Below are 20,320 nucleotides of genomic sequence, written 5' to 3'. Positions count from 1 at the left end.
GGTTCGGGGATGAGCCCGCCTTCTAGAGGGAAGACCGGGTCGCGGGAAGGGCGGATGGCGCCGAATTCACTGGCGCTCCCGGCGACTCAGCGGTTCAGGACCCGGCCCGCCACCGCGTCGAGCTTGGCGAGCAGAGTCGGGTCGCGCTGTGCCGGAGCGGTCATGATGGCGCCGTCGAGGGCGCGTTCCGTACCGACGGGGCACGGCTCGCGCTCGGCCGGAAAATCGCGGGCGAGGCGAGCAACGAGGCGCGCGGCCTTATCGGCATTGGCACGCGCCACCGCCACCACGGCCGCCACGTCGACGGCATCGTGGGTCGGGTGCCAACAGTCGAAGTCGGTCACCATCGCAATCGTCGCATAGGTGATCTCCGCTTCGCGGGCGAGCTTTGCCTCGGGCATGTTGGTCATCCCGATCACGTCGTAGCCCAACGCCTTGTAGGTGGTAGACTCGGCATAGCTGGAGAACTGCGGTCCCTCCATGCAGACGTAGGTTCCGTCGCGATGAATCGCGATATCCTCCGCCTGCGCCGCCGCCGCGATGCGCGCTTGCAGCGCCGGACCGACAGGATGCGCCAGGGAGACGTGCGCCACGCAGCCATTGCCGAAGAACGAACCGGCGCGGCCGTGGGTACGGTCGACGAACTGATCGACGAGCACGAAGAGCCCGGGATGCAGCTCGGCCTTGAACGAACCGCAGGCCGAGAGCGAGACGAGGTCGGTGACACCGGCCCGCTTCAGCACGTCGATGTTCGCACGGTAATTGATGCCCGACGGCGAGAAGCGGTGCCCGCGGCCGTGGCGGGCCAGGAACACGACTTTGGTGTCGCCGATTCGGCCGATGCGGAGGGCATCGGAGGGCTCACCCCAGGGGGACGCGATCCGCTCCTCACGGACATCCTCCAGTCCGGGAAGGTCGTAGACCCCGGACCCGCCCATCACGCCGAGCACCGCTGCCGTCATCGTTGTCTCCATAACATTCGCGCCGGTCGCCCCTCATTGGGACGCCGGCGCGGATCGTGTCAACGAAGGGCGGGCGGTCCGATGGGGACCGCCCGAACCGACTCAGTAGGTCTTGTGAAGCTCGGGCTGGAGGCCATGCACCTCGCCGCCGACCTTCGCCCAGATCTTCTTCTTCACGTAGTAGAGCAGCCCGGACAGCACGAGCAGGAACAGGATGACCCGCAGGCCGAGGGCCTTGCGTGCCATCATGTGCGGCTCGGCCGCCCACGCCATGAACGCCGCCACGTCCCGGGAATACTGGTCCACCGTCTCGGGTACGACCGGCTCACCCTTGTCGTTCTTGGCGTAAGTGACCTGACCATCGCTGATGGGCTTCGGCATCGCGATCAGGTGCCCGGCATAGTACTTGTTGTAGTAGGTCCCGGCCGGGATCTCCTTGCCGTCCGGTGCATCCTCGTAGCCGTTCAGGAGGGCGTGGATGTAGTCGACGCCCTGCTCGGAGAAGCCGATGAACGGCATCGCGTCGAACACGAACCACGGGAAGCCGCGCTCGTAGGTTCGGGCCTTCGCGAGCACCGAGAAGTCCGGCGGGGCCTTGCCGCCGTTGGCGGCCGCGGCCGCCTTCTCATTCGGGAAGGGCGACGGGAAGGCATCGGCGGCACGGGCGGGACGGTCGACGTCCTCGCCGGCATCGTTCTGCTCCTTCACCTTGTACTGGGCGGCGAGCTCCTTCACCTGGCCGGTGGTGAAGCCGGGGCCACCCTCCTCCGAGAGATTGCGGAAGCGCACCAAGCTCATGCTGTGGCAGCTCGAGCAGACCTCCTTGTAGACTTGGAAGCCGCGCTGGAGCTGGGCCTGGTCGAAGCGGCCGAAGGTGCCGGCGAAGCTCCACTTTTCTTGGGGCGGATGGGGCGTGCCTTCATCCGCCGACGCGACGGTGACGCTCATGACAGCCGCGAGCAGGGACGCGGCGAGGACGCGGGTCGTTTTCATGGTTCTCAAAAGTCCCCTGCCCTCAACCCTTGGATGATGGTGCGGCTGCAGCGCCAACCGGCATCCCTGACCCGCCCACCTGCTTGCCCGGACCCGTCACCGTCTCGAGGATCGAGCCTGGAAGAGCCTTCGGCGTCTCGAACAGCCCGACGAGCGGCATCACGAGAAGGAAGTGCAGGAAGTAGTAGGCCGTGCAGATCCGAGCGGCGATGACGTAGCCACCCTCCGGCGGCTTAGCACCGAGCCAGCCGAGTACGATGCACACCACCACGAAGAGCCAGAAGAACTGGCGGTAGATCGGACGGTAGTTGCATGAACGAACCCGGGACGTATCGAGCCAGGGCGCCAGCGCCAGGATCAGCACCGCGCTGAACATCAGGATGACGCCGCCGAGCTTGTCGGGCACCGCACGCAGGATCGCGTAGAACGGCAGGAAGTACCATTCCGGAACGATGTGGGCGGGCGTCACTGCCGGGTTGGCTGGCACGTAGTTGTCGGCATGACCCAGATAATTCGGTTGGTAGAAGATCCAGTAGGCGAAGAAGGCGAAGAACACGACCGAGGCGAAGACGTCCTTGATCGTTGCGTAGGGCGTGAAGGCGACCGCGTCCTTCCCCGACTTGATCGGGATGCCGGCCGGGTTGTTCTGGCCCGTCACATGCAGCGCCCAGACGTGCAGGACCACGACGCCCGTGATCATGAACGGCAGGAGGTAGTGCAGCGAGAAGAAGCGGTTCAGGGTCGGATTACCGACCGAGTAGCCGCCCCAGAGCAGGCTCTGGATCGTGTCACCGACCACGGGGATCGCGGCCAGGATGTTGGTGATCACGGTGGCACCCCAGAAACTCATCTGGCCCCACGGCAGGGTGTAACCGAGAAAAGCAGTCGCCATCATCAAGAGGTAGATGATCACGCCGAGAATGTAGAGCACCTCGCGCGGAGCCTTGTACGATCCGTAGTACAGCGCCCGGAAGATGTGGACGTAGACCGCTACGAAGAACATCGATGCGCCGTTGGCGTGCATGTAGCGCAGCAGCCAGCCGTAGTTCACGTCGCGCATGATGTGCTCGACGGAGTTAAACGCGTTGGCGGCGGACGGATCGTAGTGCATCGCCAGCCAGATGCCGGTGACGATCTGCGACACCAGCATGGCGATGAGAATCGCGCCAAAGGTCCAGAAGTAGTTGAGGTTCCGGGGCACCGGGAAAGAAACGAAGGACGAATGCACCAGCCCGATCAGGGGCAGGCGCGATTCGAACCACTTCGCCAAGGCGCTCTTGGGAACGTAGGTATTGCCGTGTCCGCTCATGGGGCGTACCGCTCCAAATCCTGTTTCAAGGTGTCAGGCGACGGCCTTGCCGCCCTCCTCGCCGATCCGGATCTTGGAGTCCGACTCGAAGACGTAAGGGGGGATCGGCAGATTCGTCGGGGCGGGACCCCGGCGCACCCGGCCCGACGTGTCGTAGAGGGAGCCGTGACAGGGGCAAGACCAGCCCTCGTACTGTCCCTGATGGCCGATCGGCACGCAGCCGAGATGCGTGCAGTTACCGTAGACGACGAGCCACTTGGCATGGCCCTGCTTGACGCGCGCCGAGTCGGGCTGCGGATCGATGAGATCGGAAAGCTTCACCTCGGACGCTTCCTTGATCTCCTTCTCAGAGCGACTGCGCACGAAGATCAGCTTGCCGCGCCAGAACACATTGACGATCTGGCCTTCCTGGATTGGCGTCAGGTCGACTTCCAGGGGTGCCCCGGCCGCGATGGTCTCGGCATCCGGCGCCATTGAGGCAACGAAGGGCCAGGCCAGGGCACCGGCTCCGACGGCCAGTCCCGCACCCGTCGCGAGGAACATGAAGTCGCGACGCGTGCCGTCCGGCGCGCCGTGGGAGCTGTCGGGATCGGCTGCCGTGTTCGCCAAGTGTCAAACTCCAAGCATGATTGCGCCGGGCGACCCTGATCCCAACCCTACGGTCAGGGCCGGCCGGGACCTTAGAGGCTTTCAAAGGAATGTCATCCCGGCGGGACGGAAGCACCATCCCACATGATTGTGCAATGCGACCCCGCGTCACCCGAAGTCAAGGCGCGAAGCCTTTCAGAACGTGCGGTTTCTATCCGTGGAACGACCCCGTCGCGGGGGTGGCGCAGGAAGACCACAGAAGACATGCGCACACGGGCAGACGGGGTCGAATCTTGCCTGGGGCCATGCGCATGCCGGGGGAATCGACATCAGGATCCCGCGGGGTTTGGTTCGAAAGATATTGCCGATCGCGCGGATGGCGGGTCTCGCCTGATCCGGGATCAAGCGCGGCGACATTTCGACCACAAGACGTTCAGGACAGCCAGAGCCGGCCCCGGATCCGACGTCACTTGCAGCCATACCCGCTTTGGTTGCATGACGTCCGCCGATCCCCTACCTTTTGCTGCCTGGGCGTAATCGATTGGATAGAGTATCGCGGCCAGACTCGCTCGACCGCTCTGTCACGATGTTCGGTCATGGCAGAAGAGCCGAAAGGTCCGATGCCCCCCGATGCGCAGCTCCGACCGGCCGTGCTGGCTTCGCATCGTCTTCGCCCCGGCACTCCCATCCTTGCGGCCCATGCCACGTTTGCGGGTCGGCGGCGGGCCCGGCCCGAGCAGGATCGCGATCAAACGCGAAGCGAGCCCGGACGAGCGGAAATTGACCGTACCAGCGAGCCCGATCCGCCGGTACAGGGTCCGAACCACCGCCAGGACTGATATGAGGAAGCCCCTCGAGCATAACGACGCGTTGATCGCGACACCTGCACCGTGGATCGCCCTGTTCCTCCGCAGCCCCGTGCGTCCGTTTTTCCTCACCGTGTCGGAAGCCACGAGGCCGGTTTCGATCGCCGCTGATCCGCGTGCCACAGGTTTGATCACGACAGCCGGCCAGGCAATGATCTTGGCAGAAGCCGCAGGCATGCGTTTGGCAGACGATGTAAGCTGGGCCCGTTCGCGGCATCGAACGGCGCAAGTGGGAGATGCGGCGTGAAGGCAGCCCTCCTAGGGCTTCGGACGATCGCACACTTAACACGGGTGCTCCTGCGCGGAGGACGTGACACTGTGGAGCGAGGGCTGATCGACGCCGATCTGCTGCGCGACATGTTCGAAGCGGCTCCAGACCCGCAGTTCATCGTCGCGGTCGGACCCGGTGGAGAGATGCGGCTCGCGGCCTGGAACGCGGCAGCGCGTAGTCACCACGGCAGTGCCGGCGCCCTCGGTGGCCCATTCGGCGATCTGCTGCCTGCAAGCGAAGTGGCTCTGTTGCAGCGCGGCGTCGAGCAGGCAGCCGCGGCGGGTGCGAGCCTCCGGATCCAGGTTAAGTCCGCGCGCACGGGCGTGGAAAACGCGTACGAAGCGACCTTCATCCCGCTACGGGCGAGGGGCACAAACGCGATCCGACGCGTTCTGGTCAGCCTGCGCGACCTCGGGCCTTCGAGGGTAGAGGACATTGCGCCGCCGAGGCCCGGTCATCTCACCACCGAAGCCGGATCGGCGGTCCTTGAGGGACCGGAGGAGCTCGACACCGATCTCGACCAGCCCTCTATCGAACACGTCTCAAGACGGGTCCGATCAAATGACGGGCCAGCTGAGGCGTCCTTGGTCCCGGTTCAGGCGAATTCCAACCCGCAGCGTGCCGCGGACGAGCGCGTGCGGGAAAGCGAAGCGCGCTATCGCCTGCTGGCCGATTATACCTCAGACCTCATCGTCCTCGACGATGCCAGCGGGCGCCACCTCTACATCTCGCCGGCGGTGACGAGTATGCTCGGCTACACGGTGGAAGAGGCCAACCGCATGGGTCTGCGGACCCTCGTGCACCGGGAGGACATCGCAAACCTCACGGCCATTCTGCACGCGCTCGGTCCCGAGCAGCCGACCGGATCGGTGATCTACCGGATGCGGCACCGTTCCGGCCAGGACCTCTGGGTCGAGGCCGCCTTTCGGAGAATTCAGGCGCAGGGCGAGACCCAGGTCATCCAGGCGATCCGCGACGTGACGCAGCGGCAGAGACAGGAAGCCGACCTGCACAGCGCCCGCATCGAAGCCGAGGCCGCCGTGCGCGCGAAGGCGGAATTCCTGGCCACCATGAGCCACGAGTTGCGGACGCCGCTGGCGGGCATCCTCGGTGTGCACGATCTTCTGCAGGGTGATGCCAGCCTCAACCAGAATCAGGCACGCCTCGTCGGTCTCGCACAGGAAGCCGGGCGCTCGCTCCTGACCATCGTGAACGACATCCTCGATGTTTCGAAGATGGAGGCAGGCCGCCTCGTGATCGAGTCGCTCCCCTTCAGCCTGGTCCGGCTGATCGAGGGCTGTCGGGAACTCAGTGTCGAGATCGCACAGGGCCGCGAGGTTCGCATCGTGACCGAGATCGGACCGGACGTCCCGGATTGGGTCCTGGGCGATCCGACCCGATTGCGCCAGGTCATCCTCAATCTGACCACCAACGCCATCAAGTTCACGCCGCACGGCTCCGTCACCATGCGGGCAGCCTGGAAGCCGGCTCCGGACATCGGTTCGCGGCGCCGTTCGGCCTTGCGGATCGAACTCGTGGATACGGGGATCGGCATTCCGGAGGATGCCCTGCCCCACCTGTTCGAGCGCTTTGCGCAAGCGGACGGATCGATCTCGCGCCGTTATGGCGGAACCGGTCTCGGTCTCACCATCTGCAAGCGGCTGGTGCACCTGATGGGCGGCGAGATCGGCGCCCAGAGCCAGGTCGGCGAGGGCTCCACCTTCTGGTTCGAGGTGCCGCTGCGGCTCGCTGAGACGGAGAACGAGACCGAACGCGCGCGACTCGCCACCCTCGGCCGACCATCGCCGCAGCGCTGGCGCATCCTGCTGGCGGAAGACAATTCGATCAACCAGGAGATCATCGGAACGGTGCTGCGCCACAAGGGTCATACCGTTACGGTGGTGGATGATGGAGAGCAGGCGGTAATGGCGGCCTTCGCCGCCGAACACCCCGACCTCATCCTGATGAACGTGCAGATGCCGGGACTGGACGGTCTCGCGGCGACTCAGGTGATCCGGGCCGGGGAGCGGCTACAGGGGTCTTCTCCCATGCCGATCATTGCGCTGACCGCCAATGCGATGCCCGAGGAGATGGAGCGGTGCCGCGCCGCCGGCATGGACGCCCATGTCGCGAAGCCGATCGAGTGGCCAGTGCTGTTTGCCACCCTGGAGCGCCTCGCCGTGCGAGTCGGACCAGCAGACGGTGAGGAGAGGCCCTCCTCCACAGAGGAACGCCCCGCCCCGTGAGGGGCGAGGCGTCCGAACGCGCGACGATGGTGCGTCGAGTCTAGTACGCAGCCGGGTCCGCGCTGTCGCTCGGCGAGGCGAATGCCTTCACCATGGCCTCGCTCATCGGCAGGTTCAGGTTGATGCCGCGCGGCGGGATCGGCTTCGTGAACCACTTGTCGTAGAGCGCCTTGCCCTCCGGGCTCTTGTAGAGCTTAGCGGTGGCTTCGTCGGCGACGGCCTTGAAGGGCGCGTCATCCTTGCGCAGCATGATGCCGTACGGCTCGGGCTTCGACAGTGCTTCGCTGGAGATCGCGTAGGCGCCGGGGTCCTTCGAGCTGGCGGCCAGGGAGGCCAGCAGCACGTCATCCATGACGAAGGCGACCGCGCGGCCGGTCTCGACCATCAGGAAGGCCTCGGCATGATCCTTGGCCGGCAGGATGGTCAGGCCAAGGTTGCGCGCGGTGTTCGCTTCGTTGATCTGACGGATGTTGGTGGTGCCCGAGGTCGAGACCACGGTCTTGCCCTTCAGATCCTCAATCTTGTCGAGATGCGCCGACTTCTTGGCGACGAAGCGGGTGGCGGTCAGGAAGTGGGTGTTGGTGAAGGTGGCCTGCTTCTGACGATCGGCGTTGTTCGTCGTCGAACCACACTCGAGGTCGATCGTGCCGTTGGCGATCAGTGGGATCCGGGTCGCCGAAGTCACGGGGTTCAGCTTCACCTCAAGGTTCGGAAGCTTGAGGTTCGTCTTCACGGCCTCGGCGATCTTCTGGCAGATCTCGAGGGCGTAACCGACCGGCTTCTGGTCGCCGTCGAGGTAGGAGAACGGAACCGACGCATCCCGGTAGCCGATGGTGATCGTATTCGTTTCCTTGATCTTCTTCAGGGTTCCGGTGAGCTCTTGCGCCTGGGCGCTCCCTGCCGCGAGCACCGACAGCGCAAAGCTGACGGCGACAGCTGACAGGGTGGATCTCTGGTGACACGAACGCATCTGCGGGCTGGCTCCGGGAGGTCGATCACGCTTCGGCGATCGACGGGACTGACCTGGGCAACGTAGCAGCGGGACGAGCCGCCGCAATCGTTGATTTCGCGCTGTCCAACCTGACAACGCTCCCGCCCCTGGCAAAGCTTGTGCCGAACGGCTCAGCTGCGGAGGTGTCGCTCACTTTCGCTTACGACCATCGGTACACGACACGCAAAAAGGCCCGACTTTTCAGCCGGGCCAGTTCGCATGTCTCGAAGGTTCGAAGTCGTGAAGACCCGGGCTCGCACGGAGCCCGGATCAAGCCGTTCCGTCGACTTAGAAGTCGCGCTGGACGCGGGCGCGCAGCTGGAAGGTGTCGTCAGCCGTCACAGTCCGAACGCTTCCGTTGGCGATGTTGGCGGCCGTAACCGCACCAGTCGACTTCGTCATGTCGACAACGCGGCCGTTCTGGACGCCAACCTTGGTGTAGAAGCCCTCCAGACCGATATCGAGATCCTTGACCGGCGACCAGATGATGCTGGCGCCCGCAACAATCTGGTAGTTATCACGCAGCACAGGGCTAACAGCGAAAGAGACCTGTCCCGGAACACCCGTGAACTGACCGGTCGACCCAGTCGTCTGGAACACAGCAGCGTTAGCGGCACGAGCACCATTGGCGAAGTTCAACTCACCGTAGCTGGCGAACACGGCCGAACGCCACTCAGGCGACCAGTAGTGCAGCAGCGAACCGACAACCGTGAAGCTGGTGGACAGCTCGATCTTGCCCGTGAAGGGGTTGAGCGTGGCGTCAGACATGTAGGGGTCGAACGCAGCGCCGTTGATGGTGCTGGCGCGGGAGGCGTAGCTGCCGTTGTACGAGGAGTAGCCGGTGTAGAGGGTCGCGCCCTCGCCGTAGGCGCCCTGCAGGTAGAGGGTGTCGCCCGGAGCGATGAAGGGCAGGTTGATCTTGGCACCAGCCTGGATGGCCCAGCCGTACTCGCTCGCAACACGCCCTGTGACGGGAGCCAAACCGGTGAAGCCGGCGAGAGCAAGGTTCGGGTTCAGTACGCCACCAGATAGGTTGCCAGCAGCGCCTGAAATCGTGTTGCCGGTGTTCAGCTCCTTGACGGCGGCCGAGAGCTGCAGCGAGCCCCAGGCGGCGTCGTAGCGCATTACGCCGACGAAGTCGGGCATGCGGTTGCGCTGAGCGACGTCGACGTTGGTGAACGGGTTCGCACCGCCCGTAAAGATCGGCGACGGCGCGCCGGTCACTGCGACGTTGAAGCCGACCTGCGTTCCGGAGGGGCCGAACGCGTTGTTGGCGCCGAAGGCCTGAGAGTAAATTGTATTGCGGCGGAAGGTCGGGTCTTCCAGCGAGATGGTGGCCGAGAGACCGCTGTCGCCGAGCTTGCTCGTGTAGGCGAGCAGGTTGGTGGACTGCAGGTCCGAGTTGGCCGTCGCGCCGGCGAACTCGAAGTCGTGGGCGTAGAAGTCGAAGAACGAGGAGGCGCGACCGGCGGTGAGGCCGGCGAACTGGATGAACGCCTTGTCGGTGTTCACGAACTGCTGGGCGCGACCGTTCTGATCCTGGCCAGTAGCGCCGAAGGCGTTGCCGATACGTTCCTGAGTGCCGGAGCGGAGACCGCCGGTGGCGCCGGTGCGCGAGGCGAACTGGAGGCGCACGAAGGCGCGCAGGGTGCCGTAGGCCGTCTGCGTGCGGGCATCGACGTTGATACGGGCGAGGCCGATGTAGCCGGTGGTGTCACCGTTCGAGCCCGAGCGGCTACCGGTCGGCTGGTAGCCGACGTCGAGGCGGGCGCGACCCGAGAGACGGATGCAGGTGTCGGTGCCCGGGATGTAGAAGAAGCCGGCGCCGTAAGCGGAGCAGACGCGGACGTATTCGATCGGGACAGCCTTCTTGACCGGGAGGTCGGCTGCCTGTGCTCCGGCGACCGCAGCAAAACCTGCCGCGGAGGCGAGAAGCGAGCTCTTCAAGAGCTTCATTGATATCTCCAAAAGCTTCGAGACCCGAGGGAAGGCTTACTGCGCCCGAGATCTCAGTGGATCTCGGTGTCGCGTGGCCCTTTGTTTTTAAATGACCAAGCGTTGACCGCTGGAAATTGTCTTGCTGCCCTGGCGTTGCCCCCAGCGCAGGATCACTCTGTGCGAGGCGGTTCCCGGCGGCAACTCGGAATCGTGATCGGCGTGGCGGTTCCAAGACGCTGTTGCGGCGTTGCAACGCTCCGCAGACGGCTAAGTGACTGTTTCGAGGGCAGGTTTTCAGCCTTCCCACCGTCGATCTAAGGTCGGACCCGACGGGCCAAGACAGGGGCAAGTGCTCGAAAATACGGAATAATCCGTGACCTTTGACACATTCCGACAGCGGGGAACTCGAGGAGAATTTTTCCAAAATCCTTCAACTCGCGCCATTCTGCGAGGCATCTTGCCCGGAATGCTGCGGATCCCTGCCTGGGACGTCCCAACCGCTGCGACACGCAGCGAACGCGTCCTCACACCGCGCACCGAATCGGGCCGAGCGACGAAGGACGTGCGCGGTCGCCGCTCGAGACTGACCGGACCGTCAATCCTGCAGGCCGATCACCTGGAAATTGGTGTGAAGCTCATCCGACATCGGCACGTTGAGGCGGATGCCGGTCGGCAGGCGCTTGAGAAACCAGCGCTCATAGAGCCAGCGCAGCTCGCGGGACTCGGCGAGGCGCTGGAAGGTCGCGGCGACGAGGCCCGCGAGTTGCGGATCATCCTTGCGGAACATCAGCCCGTAGGGCTCGAACGACAGCTTGTCCGGCAGGACCGTGTAGGCGGAGCCGTCCGGCCTCGCCGCGGCAATCAGCCCATAGAGCAGGACGTCGTCGAGACCGAGGGCATCGGCCCGTCCGTCTCGGACCATCGCGAAAGATTCGGCGTGGTCGCGCCCGGTGACCACGGTGGCGGGGATGCTGAGACGGGCGAAAAGCGCCCGCAGGACACCCTCGTTGGTGGTGCCCGCGGTGACCGCCACCGTCCGGCCGGCCAGATCGCGGAACGAACCGACCGGAGCACCACGCTTGACCAGGAGCTTGGTTGCGCTGAAAAAAGTCACGGGCGAGAAGGCCACCAGCTTCCGCCGCTCGGCATTCGCCGTGGTCGAGCCGCACTCGAGGTCGATCCGGCCGGAGGTCAACGCCGCGATGCGCGTCTCCGACGTCACCGGCTCGTACACGACCTTCAGATCCTTGCGCCCGAGTTCCTTGCCGATGTCATCGGCGACCTCCAGGCAGAGGTCGAGGGCGTAGCCGACGGGCTGGCCGGAGGGGTCCTTGAAGGAGAAGGGCAGGGAATTCTCTCGGTAGCCGAGACGGACGATGCCGGTCTCGCCGATCGTCTTCAGGGTACCGGAGAGAATGTCGATCGCCCATGCCGATCCGCCGCTCGCCAGCAATCCGATACTGGCCAGAGCCCCGATGATGGCGCGACGTGCTGACATATGAGACCTCGCCACGAAGCAGTACCCGGGGCACCGAACGTCGCCGCACGACGCCCGCGCGGCCGCTTGCTACTCGGCCGGCTCCGGCAGCGGGCTGACGTCACGGTCCAGGCGCTGGTCGGTGAAAGTCAGCTGACCCTCCCACTTGGCCACCGCCACGGTCGCCACGCTGTTGCCCAGCACATTGGTGGCCGAGCGGCCCATATCGAGGAACTGGTCGATCCCGATGATGAGGAGCAGCCCCGCTTCCGGAATCTGAAAGGTGGTCAGCGTCGCCGAGATGACCACGAGGGAGGCCCGGGGCACGCCTGCCATGCCCTTCGAGGTCACCATCAGGAGCAGGAGCATGGTGAGCTGCTGCCCGAGCGTCAGGGGGATGTTGTAGGCCTGAGCGATGAACATCACTGCGAACGTGCAGTACATCATCGACCCATCGAGATTGAAGGAATAGCCCATGGGGAGCACGAACGAGGTGATCTTGTTCGGCACGCCGAAGCGCTCGAGATTGGTCAAAGTCTTCGGATAGGCCGCCTCGCTGGAGGCGGTGGAGAAGGCCAGGAGGAAGGGCTCCTTGATCAGGTCGAGCAGGCGCTTCATCGCCGATCCGACGAGGGCGAAACCGGCCAGGGCGAGGAGACACCACAGCATCGCCAGGCTGATGTAGAACTCCAGCATGAACTTGCCGTAGGTCACGAGCACGCCGATGCCCTGGGTTGTGATCGTGGCGGCGATGGCGGCGAAGACGGCGATCGGGGCGAAGCCCATCACGTAGCCGGTGATCTTCAGCATCACATCGGCGAGCCCCTCGATCACCTGCGCGAGCAGCTTGCCCTTCGTACCGAGGGCCGCGAGCGCGACGCCGAAGAAGATCGAGAAGACCACGATCTGCAGGATCTCGTTGTTGGCCATCGCCTCCACTGGGCTCTTGGGCACGAGATGGGTGACGAACTCCTTAAGGGAGAGTGAGGCGGCCTTGAGATTGGTGGTGGTGCCGGCATCGGGCAGCGGCAGGTTCAGGTTGTCGCCGGGCCGCAGGATGTTGACCATCACCAGGCCAAGGAGAAGCGAGCAGAGCGAGGCCCCCACGAACCAGAGCATCGCCTTGCCGCCGACGCGTCCCACCGAGGCCGTATCGCCCATATGTGCGATGCCCACGACGAGGGTCGAGAAGACGAGCGGCGCGATGATCATCTTGATCAGGCGCAGGAAGACGTCGCTGATCAGGGCGATGTATCCAGAGATCTCCTTGGAGGTCTGCGGGTCAGGCCAGGTGATGTTGCACAGGTAGCCAACGGCAATCCCGAGCAGCATCCCGATGAAGATGTACGTGGTGAGCCTGGACTGCATCGCTCTCCCCCACCGCCGCGCCTGACGGCGCTCTGCACCGGGAACCAAGCTTTTGGTTCACCTGGAACAGGTCTGCACGAGGCATGCCAGGCTTGAGGTCGCGTATCGGCCGGAGGCTGAAACTCTGGGCCGGAACGTCCCCCTCCAAGCGCTCGTCCGGCCAGGCTAGCCTTTTTCCGGCCGCAATCAAGCACGGCCTTCGGGAGCGTCGACCGGCCGGGAAATCGTCAGGCGGCCGGCAGGCGACTGGCCGCTTCGGCCGAGCGCCGGATGAGATCCGGCTCCGGAGCGCCCGGCGGAACGACCCAGCTTCCACCGACGCAGAGCACAGGCTTCAGGGCGAGCCAGTCCGGGGCGGTTGCTTCGGAGATGCCGCCGGTCGGGCAGAATCGGACCTGCCCAAAGGGACCAGCCAGCGCCTTGAGTGCCTTGATGCCGCCGACGGCCTCGGCCGGGAAGAACTTGAACCGGTCGAGGCCGTGATCGAGCCCGCGCATGATGTCCGCCGCATTGGCGACACCCGGCAGGTAGGGCACCCCACGCGTGAGGGCGGCGCGGGTCAGTGGATCGGTCAGGCCGGGACTCACGATGAACTGTGCACCCGCCTCCATCGCCGCGTCGAGGTCGCGCGCGTTCAGGACCGTCCCGGCTCCCACCACGGCGCCCTCCACCCGCGACATGGCGCGGATCACATCGAGGGCCGCGGGCGTGCGCAGGGTGACCTCCAAGGCGGTCAGGCCGCCGGCCACCAAGGCCCGGGCAATCGGTTCGGCCTGAGCGAGCTCCTCCACCACCAGCACCGGGATGACGGGAACGGAGCGCATCAGGGCATCGATGGTGGTCATGGGCAACGTCCTTGGCAGCGAGGGCGGAGAGTTCAGAGGCCGGCAGCGGCGAGCATGGCGGAGGCGCCCTGCTCGGCCCCGTCGGCACCGTGTCGCATGAAGGCGAAGAGCTCACGGCCCGTGCCGAAGGCCGGTGGCGGCGCGGCGGCCTCTTCCCGAGCCTCCCACTCGGCCGGGTCGACGAGGACCTCCAGGGCGCCGTCCTCCGCGCTCAGGCGTACGACATCGCCGTCACGAATCCTCGCCAGCGGACCGCCCCCGAGGGCTTCGGGGCTGAGATGGATGGCCGCCGGAACCTTGCCGGAAGCGCCCGACATCCGTCCGTCGGTGACGAGGGCCACGCGCAAGCCCCGATCCTGCAGAACGCCGAGCTGCGGAGTCAGCTTGTGCAATTCGGGCATGCCGTTGGCCCGGGGGCCCTGGAAGCGCACCACCACCACCACGTCCCGATCGAGCTCGCCGGCCTTGAATGCGGCCATGACATCGTCCTGATCGTCGAAGACGCGGGCCGGCGCTTCGATCGTCCAGCGTGCCGGGTCGACCGCGCTGGTCTTGAAGGTGGCCCGGCCGAGATTGCCCTTCACCAGACGCATGCCGCCGTCGGGCTGGAAGGCATTGGCCGGGCTGCGCAGGATACTCTCGTCATGCGAGCGCTCCGGGGCATCCTCGAAGACGAGCTCGTCGTCGATCAGCTTCGGGTCGCGGGCATGGTCGCGCAGACGCGTGCCGGCCACGGTGAGGATGTCGTCGTGCAGGAGCCCGGCATCGATCAGGCTGGCGATGACGTAGGCCATGCCACCGGCGGCATGGAAGTGGTTCACGTCGCCCGAGCCGTTCGGGTAGACCTTGGCCACCTGCGGCACCACGGCCGAGAGACGATCGAAATCCGCCCAGTCCAGGATGATGCCGGCTGCCCGCGCGATCGCCGGCAGGTGGATGGCGTGATTGGTCGAGCCGCCCGTCGCGAGCAGACCGACGACCGCATTCACAATGGCCTTCTCGTCGATGCAGCGCCCGAGCGGCCGGTAATCGTTCCCCGAGGCGCCGATCTCGGAGAGGCGGTGTACCGCCGCCCGGGTCACGGCCTGCCGCAGCTTCGTGCCGGGGTTGATGAAGGAGGCGCCGGGCATGTGCAGGCCCATCACGTCCATCATCATCTGGTTCGAATTGGCGGTGCCGTAGAAGGTGCAGGTGCCGGCCCCGTGATAGGACGCCGACTCGCTTTCCAGCAATTCGTCGCGGCCGACCTTGCCCTCGGCGTAGAGCTGGCGGATGCGCTGCTTCTCCTTGTTGGCCAGGCCCGATGGCATCGGGCCGGCCGGGATCAGGATCATGGGCAGGTGGCCGAAACGGAGCGCGCCGAGGAGGAGGCCGGGCACGATCTTGTCGCAGATGCCGAGCAGGGCCGCGCCGTCGAACATGCCGTGGCTCAAGGCCACCGCAGTGGAGAGCGCGATGGTGTCACGCGAGAACAGCGACAACTCCATGCCGCGCTGGCCCTGGGTGACCCCATCGCACATCGCCGGCACGCCGCCCGCGACCTGCGCAGTTGCGCCGACCTCACGGGCGAACAGCTTCATCTGCTCCGGATAGCGGCCGTAGGGCTGATGCGCCGAGAGCATGTCGTTGTAGGCGGTAACGATGGCGATGTTCATCGCTCGACCGGACTTGATGACGGCCTTGTCCTCGCCGGACGCCGCGAAGCCGTGGGCCAGGTTGCCGCAATTCAGCATCGGGCGCTGAACGCCCGAGTCGCGCTCGCGGGCGATGAGGTCGAGATAAGCCTTGCGGGTCGGTCCGGAGCGTTCGACCACGCGCGCCGTGACGGCAGCGATTTCCGGGTGAAGCGCGCTCATGGCCAGTTCCTCCTCGAATCCGGGCGATGCCTGCTGCCGGCTCGCGCCGGCTGCGGCGCCCGGCGCCAGTATCAACCTAACGCGCCAGCGCGACAGCCGAGCGATAGCGGGGCCTGATCGCAATCCGACCCACGCGCCGTCAATGGCATCCGGGCTCCGGCCTGACCAGTTCCGCCTGCAGGTTGCGGGCCAAGCCGTCCGTCAATGACTGCCTGCCGCGAGGGCCGCGCCGGGCTTCTGGTGGTTGCCCAGGCGCTCGACCATCGTGGCGGTCGCGGCGTTCATGCCGACGATCTCCACCGCCACACCGTGGTGGCGGTACTTGAGCACCACGCGGTCGAGGGCGTTGACCCCGCTGATATCCCAGAAGTGGGCCGCCGTGAGATCGAGAACGATCCCCGTCAGACCGGCCTCGCGAAAATCGAACGCGCCGTGGAAGGCTTCCGCCGTCGCAAAGAAGATCTGCCCGGTCACCCGATAAGTCCGCACGGTGCCGGTGCGCTCGGAAGCCACGGAGAAGTAGCGCGTCACCTTGTGAGCGAAGAACAGGCCGCTGAGCACCACCCCGAACAGCACGCCCTTGGCGAGGTCGTGCGTTGCCACAACCACGGCGACGGTCCCCACCATCACCACGCTCGAACTCTTCGGATGCGTCACGAGCGTTCGCAGGGAGCCCCATTGGAAGGTGTTGATCGACACCATGATCATCACCGCCACCAAAGCCGCCATGGGAATCTGTGCCACGTAGGGGCCAAGGACGACGATGAGGAAGAGCAGGAAAACCCCGGCCCAGAGCGTGGAGAGCCGGCCCCGGCCGCCGGACGAGACGTTGATCACCGATTGTCCGATCATGGCGCAGCCCGCCATTCCGCCGAACAGGCCGGCGCCGATATTGGCAAACCCCTGCCCGGCACATTCACGGTTCTTCTCGGACCCCGTATCGGTCATCTCGTCGAGGATCGCCGCCGTCATCAGGCTCTCCAGCAGGCCGACCATGGTCAGCGTCAGCGCGTAGGGCAGGACGATCCGCAGGGTCTCCCAGGTGAAGGGGACCTGCGGCAGGGCGAAGACCGGCAACTCGGTCGGGAGAGCCCCCATATCGCCGACCTTGTGGATCGGCAGGCCCATGACCATCGAGAACGCCGTCAGGACGAGGATCGTGATGAGCGGCGATGGTACCGCCTTGGTCAGGTAGGGCAACCCGTAGATCAGGCCGAGGCCGACCGCCGTCATCAGGTAGACGCTGGTCCCCTGCCCGATCAGCTCGGGCATCTGCGCCAGGAAGATCAGGATCGCCAGCGCATTCACGAATCCGGTCACCACGGAGCGCGAGACGAAGCGCATGAGATTTCCAAGACGCAGGAGACCGGCCGCGATCTGCAGCAGCCCGGTCAGGATCGTCGCGGCAAAGAGGTAGCCGACGCCATGCTCCTTCACCAGCGTCACCATCACCAGGGCCATAGCCCCGGTCGCGGCTGAGATCATCGCCGGCCGTCCCCCCGCAAAGGCGGTGATGACCGCGATGCAGAACGACGCGTAGAGGCCGACCTTCGGGTCCACACCGGCGATGAGCGAGAAGGCGATCGCCTCCGGGATCAGGGCCAGGGCAACCACGGTGCCGGCCAGGATTTCACGCGTGATATTGGGAGCCCACTGGCTCCGCAGGTTGGTCAGGGTCATGGAAATGGGAGATCCAATCGTTCCCGCGCGCGGTCGGCGGCTGGGAAGCGAGACAGGGGATTCGATACAGGCCTCCCGACACGCGTCGAGGAATGGCCACGATGGAGCCTGAACGGAAGGCAGGCGCCGAGGAGAGCGGAGCTACGGCGGCGTGGGCCGTGCGTACAATCTGGCTCGAACCTTCAGCATGCGCTGGGTCTTAACAGGATCAGGCCGCGATGCAATGGGACCCGTGGCGGCGATGCGAGGGACCGGGGCTGCGAGCGGCCCGTGGAAGTTGTTTACGCGCGTGCAAGCAGGACGCGTATAAACTCCCGGGATCGTTGGTGAACGAGCCCCATGCCCGAATCGAAACCCAGCCTGATCGAGGCTGCACGCCACAGGCCCTGGTATCGCCTGCGCCTGCCTGAAGACCTCGAAGCACAGTTCTTCGAGACGATCCGCTGCTCTCGGGCGACTTACCTCCAGTCCTGGATCCTGATCTTCATCGTCTTCAATGTTCTGTCGCTGAAGATGGATTTCGACCTGTTCGGTCCCGAGCAGTTCGCGGTTCCGGCTTTCCTGACCTTGGGCGTGTTCCTGCCGGCGGGGCTGATGGCGATCGCCGGCCTGCACGGCATCACCACAGCCCGGCGCCAAGCCGGGATCGTCACCGGGATCGCACTGCTGGACATGATGATCGTCCTGAACAGCGCCCGGATCGCACCGCAGCCCCACGCGGGCACCTACCTCATCCTCGCGGTGATCGTCCCGATGGTGGTGGGCATGATCGCGCCGCTCTCCTTCCGGCACAGCCTCCTCCTCTGCGGAAGCGCATTCGGTCTCTACGCGGTCTACATCGTCGGATTTGTGCTTCCGCGCAGCGAAGCGATCGGGCTGCCGCTGTTGATCGCCAGCCTCACCCTCGTGCCCCTCAAGCTCGCCTATTCGCGCGAGTGGACCTGCAAGGAGGCCTTTCTGCTCACGTTGGAGAAATCGGCGCGCGACAGGGACCTTGCAGATGCCAATGCGCGGCTGACGATCCTGTCGGAGACCGATAGCCTGACCGGACTTCGCAATCGGCGCAGTGCCGCGACGCAATTGCAAACCCTCTGGGCCGAGGCCTGCGCGGGCAGCACCTGGGCCGTGCTGATGCTGATCGATATCGATGCCTTCAAGCGCCTGAACGATACCGCAGGCCATCCCGAAGGCGACCGCTGCCTGAGACAGGTCGCCCAGGCGCTCGCTGCGACGGCGGCTCTCCACGGCGGGCAGGTGGCGCGCTACGGCGGCGAGGAGTTCATCGTCTTCCTCCCGGGGGCAGACCCTTCGGCCGCCGGGCGGATCGGCGAGAGCTTGCGCCTAGCGGTCCAGGCCCTGGCCTATCCCCATCCCGGCCTCCGCGACGGGGCTCACGTCACCGTCAGCATCGGCGTGGCCACGGCGCATGGAAGCCTCGGATCCCTTGCGATCGCCTCCGCCGATCTCCTCAAGGCGGCGGACGATGCTCTCTACCGGGCCAAGCACGGCGGCCGGAATCGGGTCGAGGCCGCGACCCTGGCATCTGAATCGGCCAATTTCGACGGGGTGCGGGCCAGCGCATTCGGCTAACCGCTCCGCTGCGGCGGAAGACGGAGCCTGCTTCGATCCGCTTAATAGAAATCGTCACCCACGAAATAGGCGTCACCGTCGCCGGCCGGATCCCGAACTTCGTAGACGGGGGCCCGACGCGGGACCGATCGCACCGCGGCCGCCCGATAGGCCCCGTACGGCTCGCGTCCCATCTGCATGCCGGCCGACATCACGCCGACATCGTCGCCGCGACGGCGCCGCGAGGCCATCACGGAACTGCCCTCGATAACCACCCGGGTCTTACCCATGCCCTGAGCCTTGACCAGGCTGAACAGGGTCGCGGCATTCTTCGGGGCGAGCCGAACACAGCCATGGGACGCCGCGCTGCCGAGGCGACGGGTGTGATTGGTCCCGTGAATTGCGTGGCCCTGCCCGGTGAAGAAGATTGCGTTCGGCATCGGTGCGTCGTCGAACTCGCGCGAAAAGTGCGTGCGTTCCATCCGGAACGGCCGATGGGCTCCGCCGGGTGTGTCGTAACCGTCCGCCCCCGTCGAGACCGGCCAGTCGTAGCGGGGCTGGCCGTCGACGGTGACGGTCATGCGTTGCGCGTCCTTGTCGACGGCGATCAAGACCTCGGCCCAGGCGGGACAGACCAAAACCGTCGCCAGGGTCAATCCGGAGACAAGGGGCGTCAGGCGGGCGCGCATCGGGGTCCTCGGAAAACACGAACGAATCTGCAACGCCTACGCTTGCCGCGCGCGTTGGTTCCAGCGCCGCGCAGATCAGGCGTCCGCGCTGGGATCGGGCCGCCGAACCTCGGCAGCGGCCGACTTCATCACGTTCGCCACGAGCGTATAGGTTTCCACCCAGGCCTCCCGCACCGCGGGCGTGAAATCTGGGCCCAGGCCCTGCTCCAGCGTCCAGAGCAGGGCGGCGCCCACGGGTTCGTAATGCGCGGCCTGCGTTCCGAACGAGACGTGCTGTCGGCCCAGCGTCTGCAGCGCCGGCACTACCATCTCGGGCTTGTGCAGGTTGGTGACCGCAAGACCCAGCATCGCCATCAGTTTTTTCTTCTGCTCACGCATGTCATCCGGAAACATCGTCCGAACCTGCGGGGCGATGTCGAACAGACGTCCGTAGAAGAGATCTGCCGCAGTGTCAGCGATCGGCCGAACCTTGGCGAAACTGTCCTGGACGAGGACAACTTGTTCCGGGGTCATGCGGGGCTCTGAGCAGGAGGAAGGGACTGCGGCGCGAACGGCGTGCGTGACGCGCGAATGCGCCCAACGTTTTTGCCCCGGCAGCGATATCCCACAAGAGGGAATCCTATCCGAGCGTTCGAATGGTGCGATCCGTCCGGCGGGATACCCAGCGACGCC

At 65.6% G+C, this 20,320-nt stretch carries 16 protein-coding genes; 3 read left to right on the top strand and 13 right to left on the bottom strand.

The window, feature by feature from the left end; translation table 11 throughout:
• Positions 1 to 86 precede the first annotated feature (86 nt).
• The 4 genes from CRT23_RS11380 to petA form a co-directional block, all read right to left on the bottom strand.
• Entirely contained in the window at positions 87 to 962 is an 876-nt protein-coding gene (locus tag CRT23_RS11380; protein ID WP_103709777.1) for an S-methyl-5'-thioadenosine phosphorylase, read from the bottom strand.
• A 102-nt stretch (positions 963 to 1,064) separates the two neighbouring features.
• Positions 1,065 to 1,955: a cytochrome c1 gene (locus CRT23_RS11375; RefSeq protein WP_103709776.1), complete on the bottom strand. Its 891-nt coding sequence runs from the start codon at positions 1,953 to 1,955 to the stop codon at positions 1,065 to 1,067.
• A 22-nt stretch (positions 1,956 to 1,977) separates the two neighbouring features.
• Entirely contained in the window at positions 1,978 to 3,264 is a 1,287-nt protein-coding gene (locus CRT23_RS11370; RefSeq protein ID WP_055956262.1) for a cytochrome b N-terminal domain-containing protein, read from the bottom strand.
• A gap of 33 nt (positions 3,265 to 3,297) precedes the next feature.
• Positions 3,298 to 3,873 carry a ubiquinol-cytochrome c reductase iron-sulfur subunit gene (gene petA, locus CRT23_RS11365; RefSeq protein WP_103709775.1) on the bottom strand — a complete coding sequence of 192 codons (576 nt, stop codon included), beginning with the start codon at positions 3,871 to 3,873 and terminating at the stop codon, positions 3,298 to 3,300.
• An 819-nt stretch (positions 3,874 to 4,692) separates the two neighbouring features.
• Here petA and CRT23_RS27780 point away from each other — a divergent pair.
• Together CRT23_RS27780 and CRT23_RS11355 are read left to right on the top strand one after the other, a co-directional pair.
• Positions 4,693 to 4,965 (top strand): hypothetical protein, encoded by a 273-nt coding sequence (locus CRT23_RS27780; protein ID WP_146056365.1) that lies wholly within the window; start codon positions 4,693 to 4,695, stop codon positions 4,963 to 4,965.
• Positions 4,966 to 5,624: 659 nt separating this feature from the next.
• Positions 5,625 to 7,235 (top strand): ATP-binding protein, encoded by a 1,611-nt coding sequence (locus tag CRT23_RS11355; protein WP_245436145.1) that lies wholly within the window; start codon positions 5,625 to 5,627, stop codon positions 7,233 to 7,235.
• Positions 7,236 to 7,275: 40 nt separating this feature from the next.
• On the opposite strand, the gene CRT23_RS11350 is transcribed toward CRT23_RS11355, so the two are convergent.
• The 7 genes from CRT23_RS11350 to CRT23_RS11320 all read right to left on the bottom strand — a co-directional run bounded on the left by CRT23_RS11350 (position 7,276) and on the right by CRT23_RS11320 (position 17,390).
• A complete protein-coding gene (locus tag CRT23_RS11350; RefSeq protein WP_055956274.1) occupies positions 7,276 to 8,205 on the bottom strand; it encodes an amino acid ABC transporter substrate-binding protein in 930 nt (309 codons plus the stop codon).
• A 309-nt stretch (positions 8,206 to 8,514) separates the two neighbouring features.
• Entirely contained in the window at positions 8,515 to 10,182 is a 1,668-nt protein-coding gene (locus CRT23_RS11345; protein WP_103709772.1) for a porin, read from the bottom strand.
• Positions 10,183 to 10,759: 577 nt separating this feature from the next.
• Positions 10,760 to 11,662 (bottom strand): amino acid ABC transporter substrate-binding protein, encoded by a 903-nt coding sequence (locus tag CRT23_RS11340; RefSeq protein ID WP_103709771.1) that lies wholly within the window; start codon positions 11,660 to 11,662, stop codon positions 10,760 to 10,762.
• Between the two features lie 69 nt (positions 11,663 to 11,731).
• Entirely contained in the window at positions 11,732 to 13,009 is a 1,278-nt protein-coding gene (locus CRT23_RS11335) for a dicarboxylate/amino acid:cation symporter (RefSeq protein ID WP_103709770.1), read from the bottom strand.
• 227 nt (positions 13,010 to 13,236) lie between these two features.
• Positions 13,237 to 13,854 (bottom strand): bifunctional 4-hydroxy-2-oxoglutarate aldolase/2-dehydro-3-deoxy-phosphogluconate aldolase, encoded by a 618-nt coding sequence (gene eda, locus CRT23_RS11330; protein ID WP_103709769.1) that lies wholly within the window; start codon positions 13,852 to 13,854, stop codon positions 13,237 to 13,239.
• 32 nt (positions 13,855 to 13,886) lie between these two features.
• Positions 13,887 to 15,710: a phosphogluconate dehydratase gene (edd, locus tag CRT23_RS11325; protein ID WP_103709768.1), complete on the bottom strand. Its 1,824-nt coding sequence runs from the start codon at positions 15,708 to 15,710 to the stop codon at positions 13,887 to 13,889.
• Positions 15,711 to 15,911: 201 nt separating this feature from the next.
• Positions 15,912 to 17,390 (bottom strand): SulP family inorganic anion transporter, encoded by a 1,479-nt coding sequence (locus CRT23_RS11320; RefSeq protein WP_103709767.1) that lies wholly within the window; start codon positions 17,388 to 17,390, stop codon positions 15,912 to 15,914.
• Positions 17,391 to 17,729: 339 nt separating this feature from the next.
• Between CRT23_RS11320 and CRT23_RS11315 the strand changes: the two genes are divergently transcribed.
• Positions 17,730 to 18,980 (top strand): diguanylate cyclase, encoded by a 1,251-nt coding sequence (locus CRT23_RS11315; RefSeq protein ID WP_103709766.1) that lies wholly within the window; start codon positions 17,730 to 17,732, stop codon positions 18,978 to 18,980.
• A gap of 41 nt (positions 18,981 to 19,021) precedes the next feature.
• Here CRT23_RS11315 and CRT23_RS11310 read toward each other — a convergent pair whose 3' ends face one another.
• A complete protein-coding gene (locus CRT23_RS11310) occupies positions 19,022 to 19,648 on the bottom strand; it encodes a L,D-transpeptidase (RefSeq protein WP_103709765.1) in 627 nt (208 codons plus the stop codon).
• A 75-nt stretch (positions 19,649 to 19,723) separates the two neighbouring features.
• Positions 19,724 to 20,161, bottom strand: coding sequence for a globin family protein (locus tag CRT23_RS11305; protein WP_103709764.1), 438 nt, complete (start codon positions 20,159 to 20,161; stop codon positions 19,724 to 19,726).
• Positions 20,162 to 20,320: the final 159 nt, after the last annotated feature.

Origin of the sequence: Methylobacterium sp. V23 (assembly GCF_002917135.1) — a bacterium.
Taxonomy (GTDB): Bacteria; Pseudomonadota; Alphaproteobacteria; order Rhizobiales; family Beijerinckiaceae; genus Methylobacterium.
This window is presented reverse-complemented; position numbering and strand designations above follow the sequence as displayed.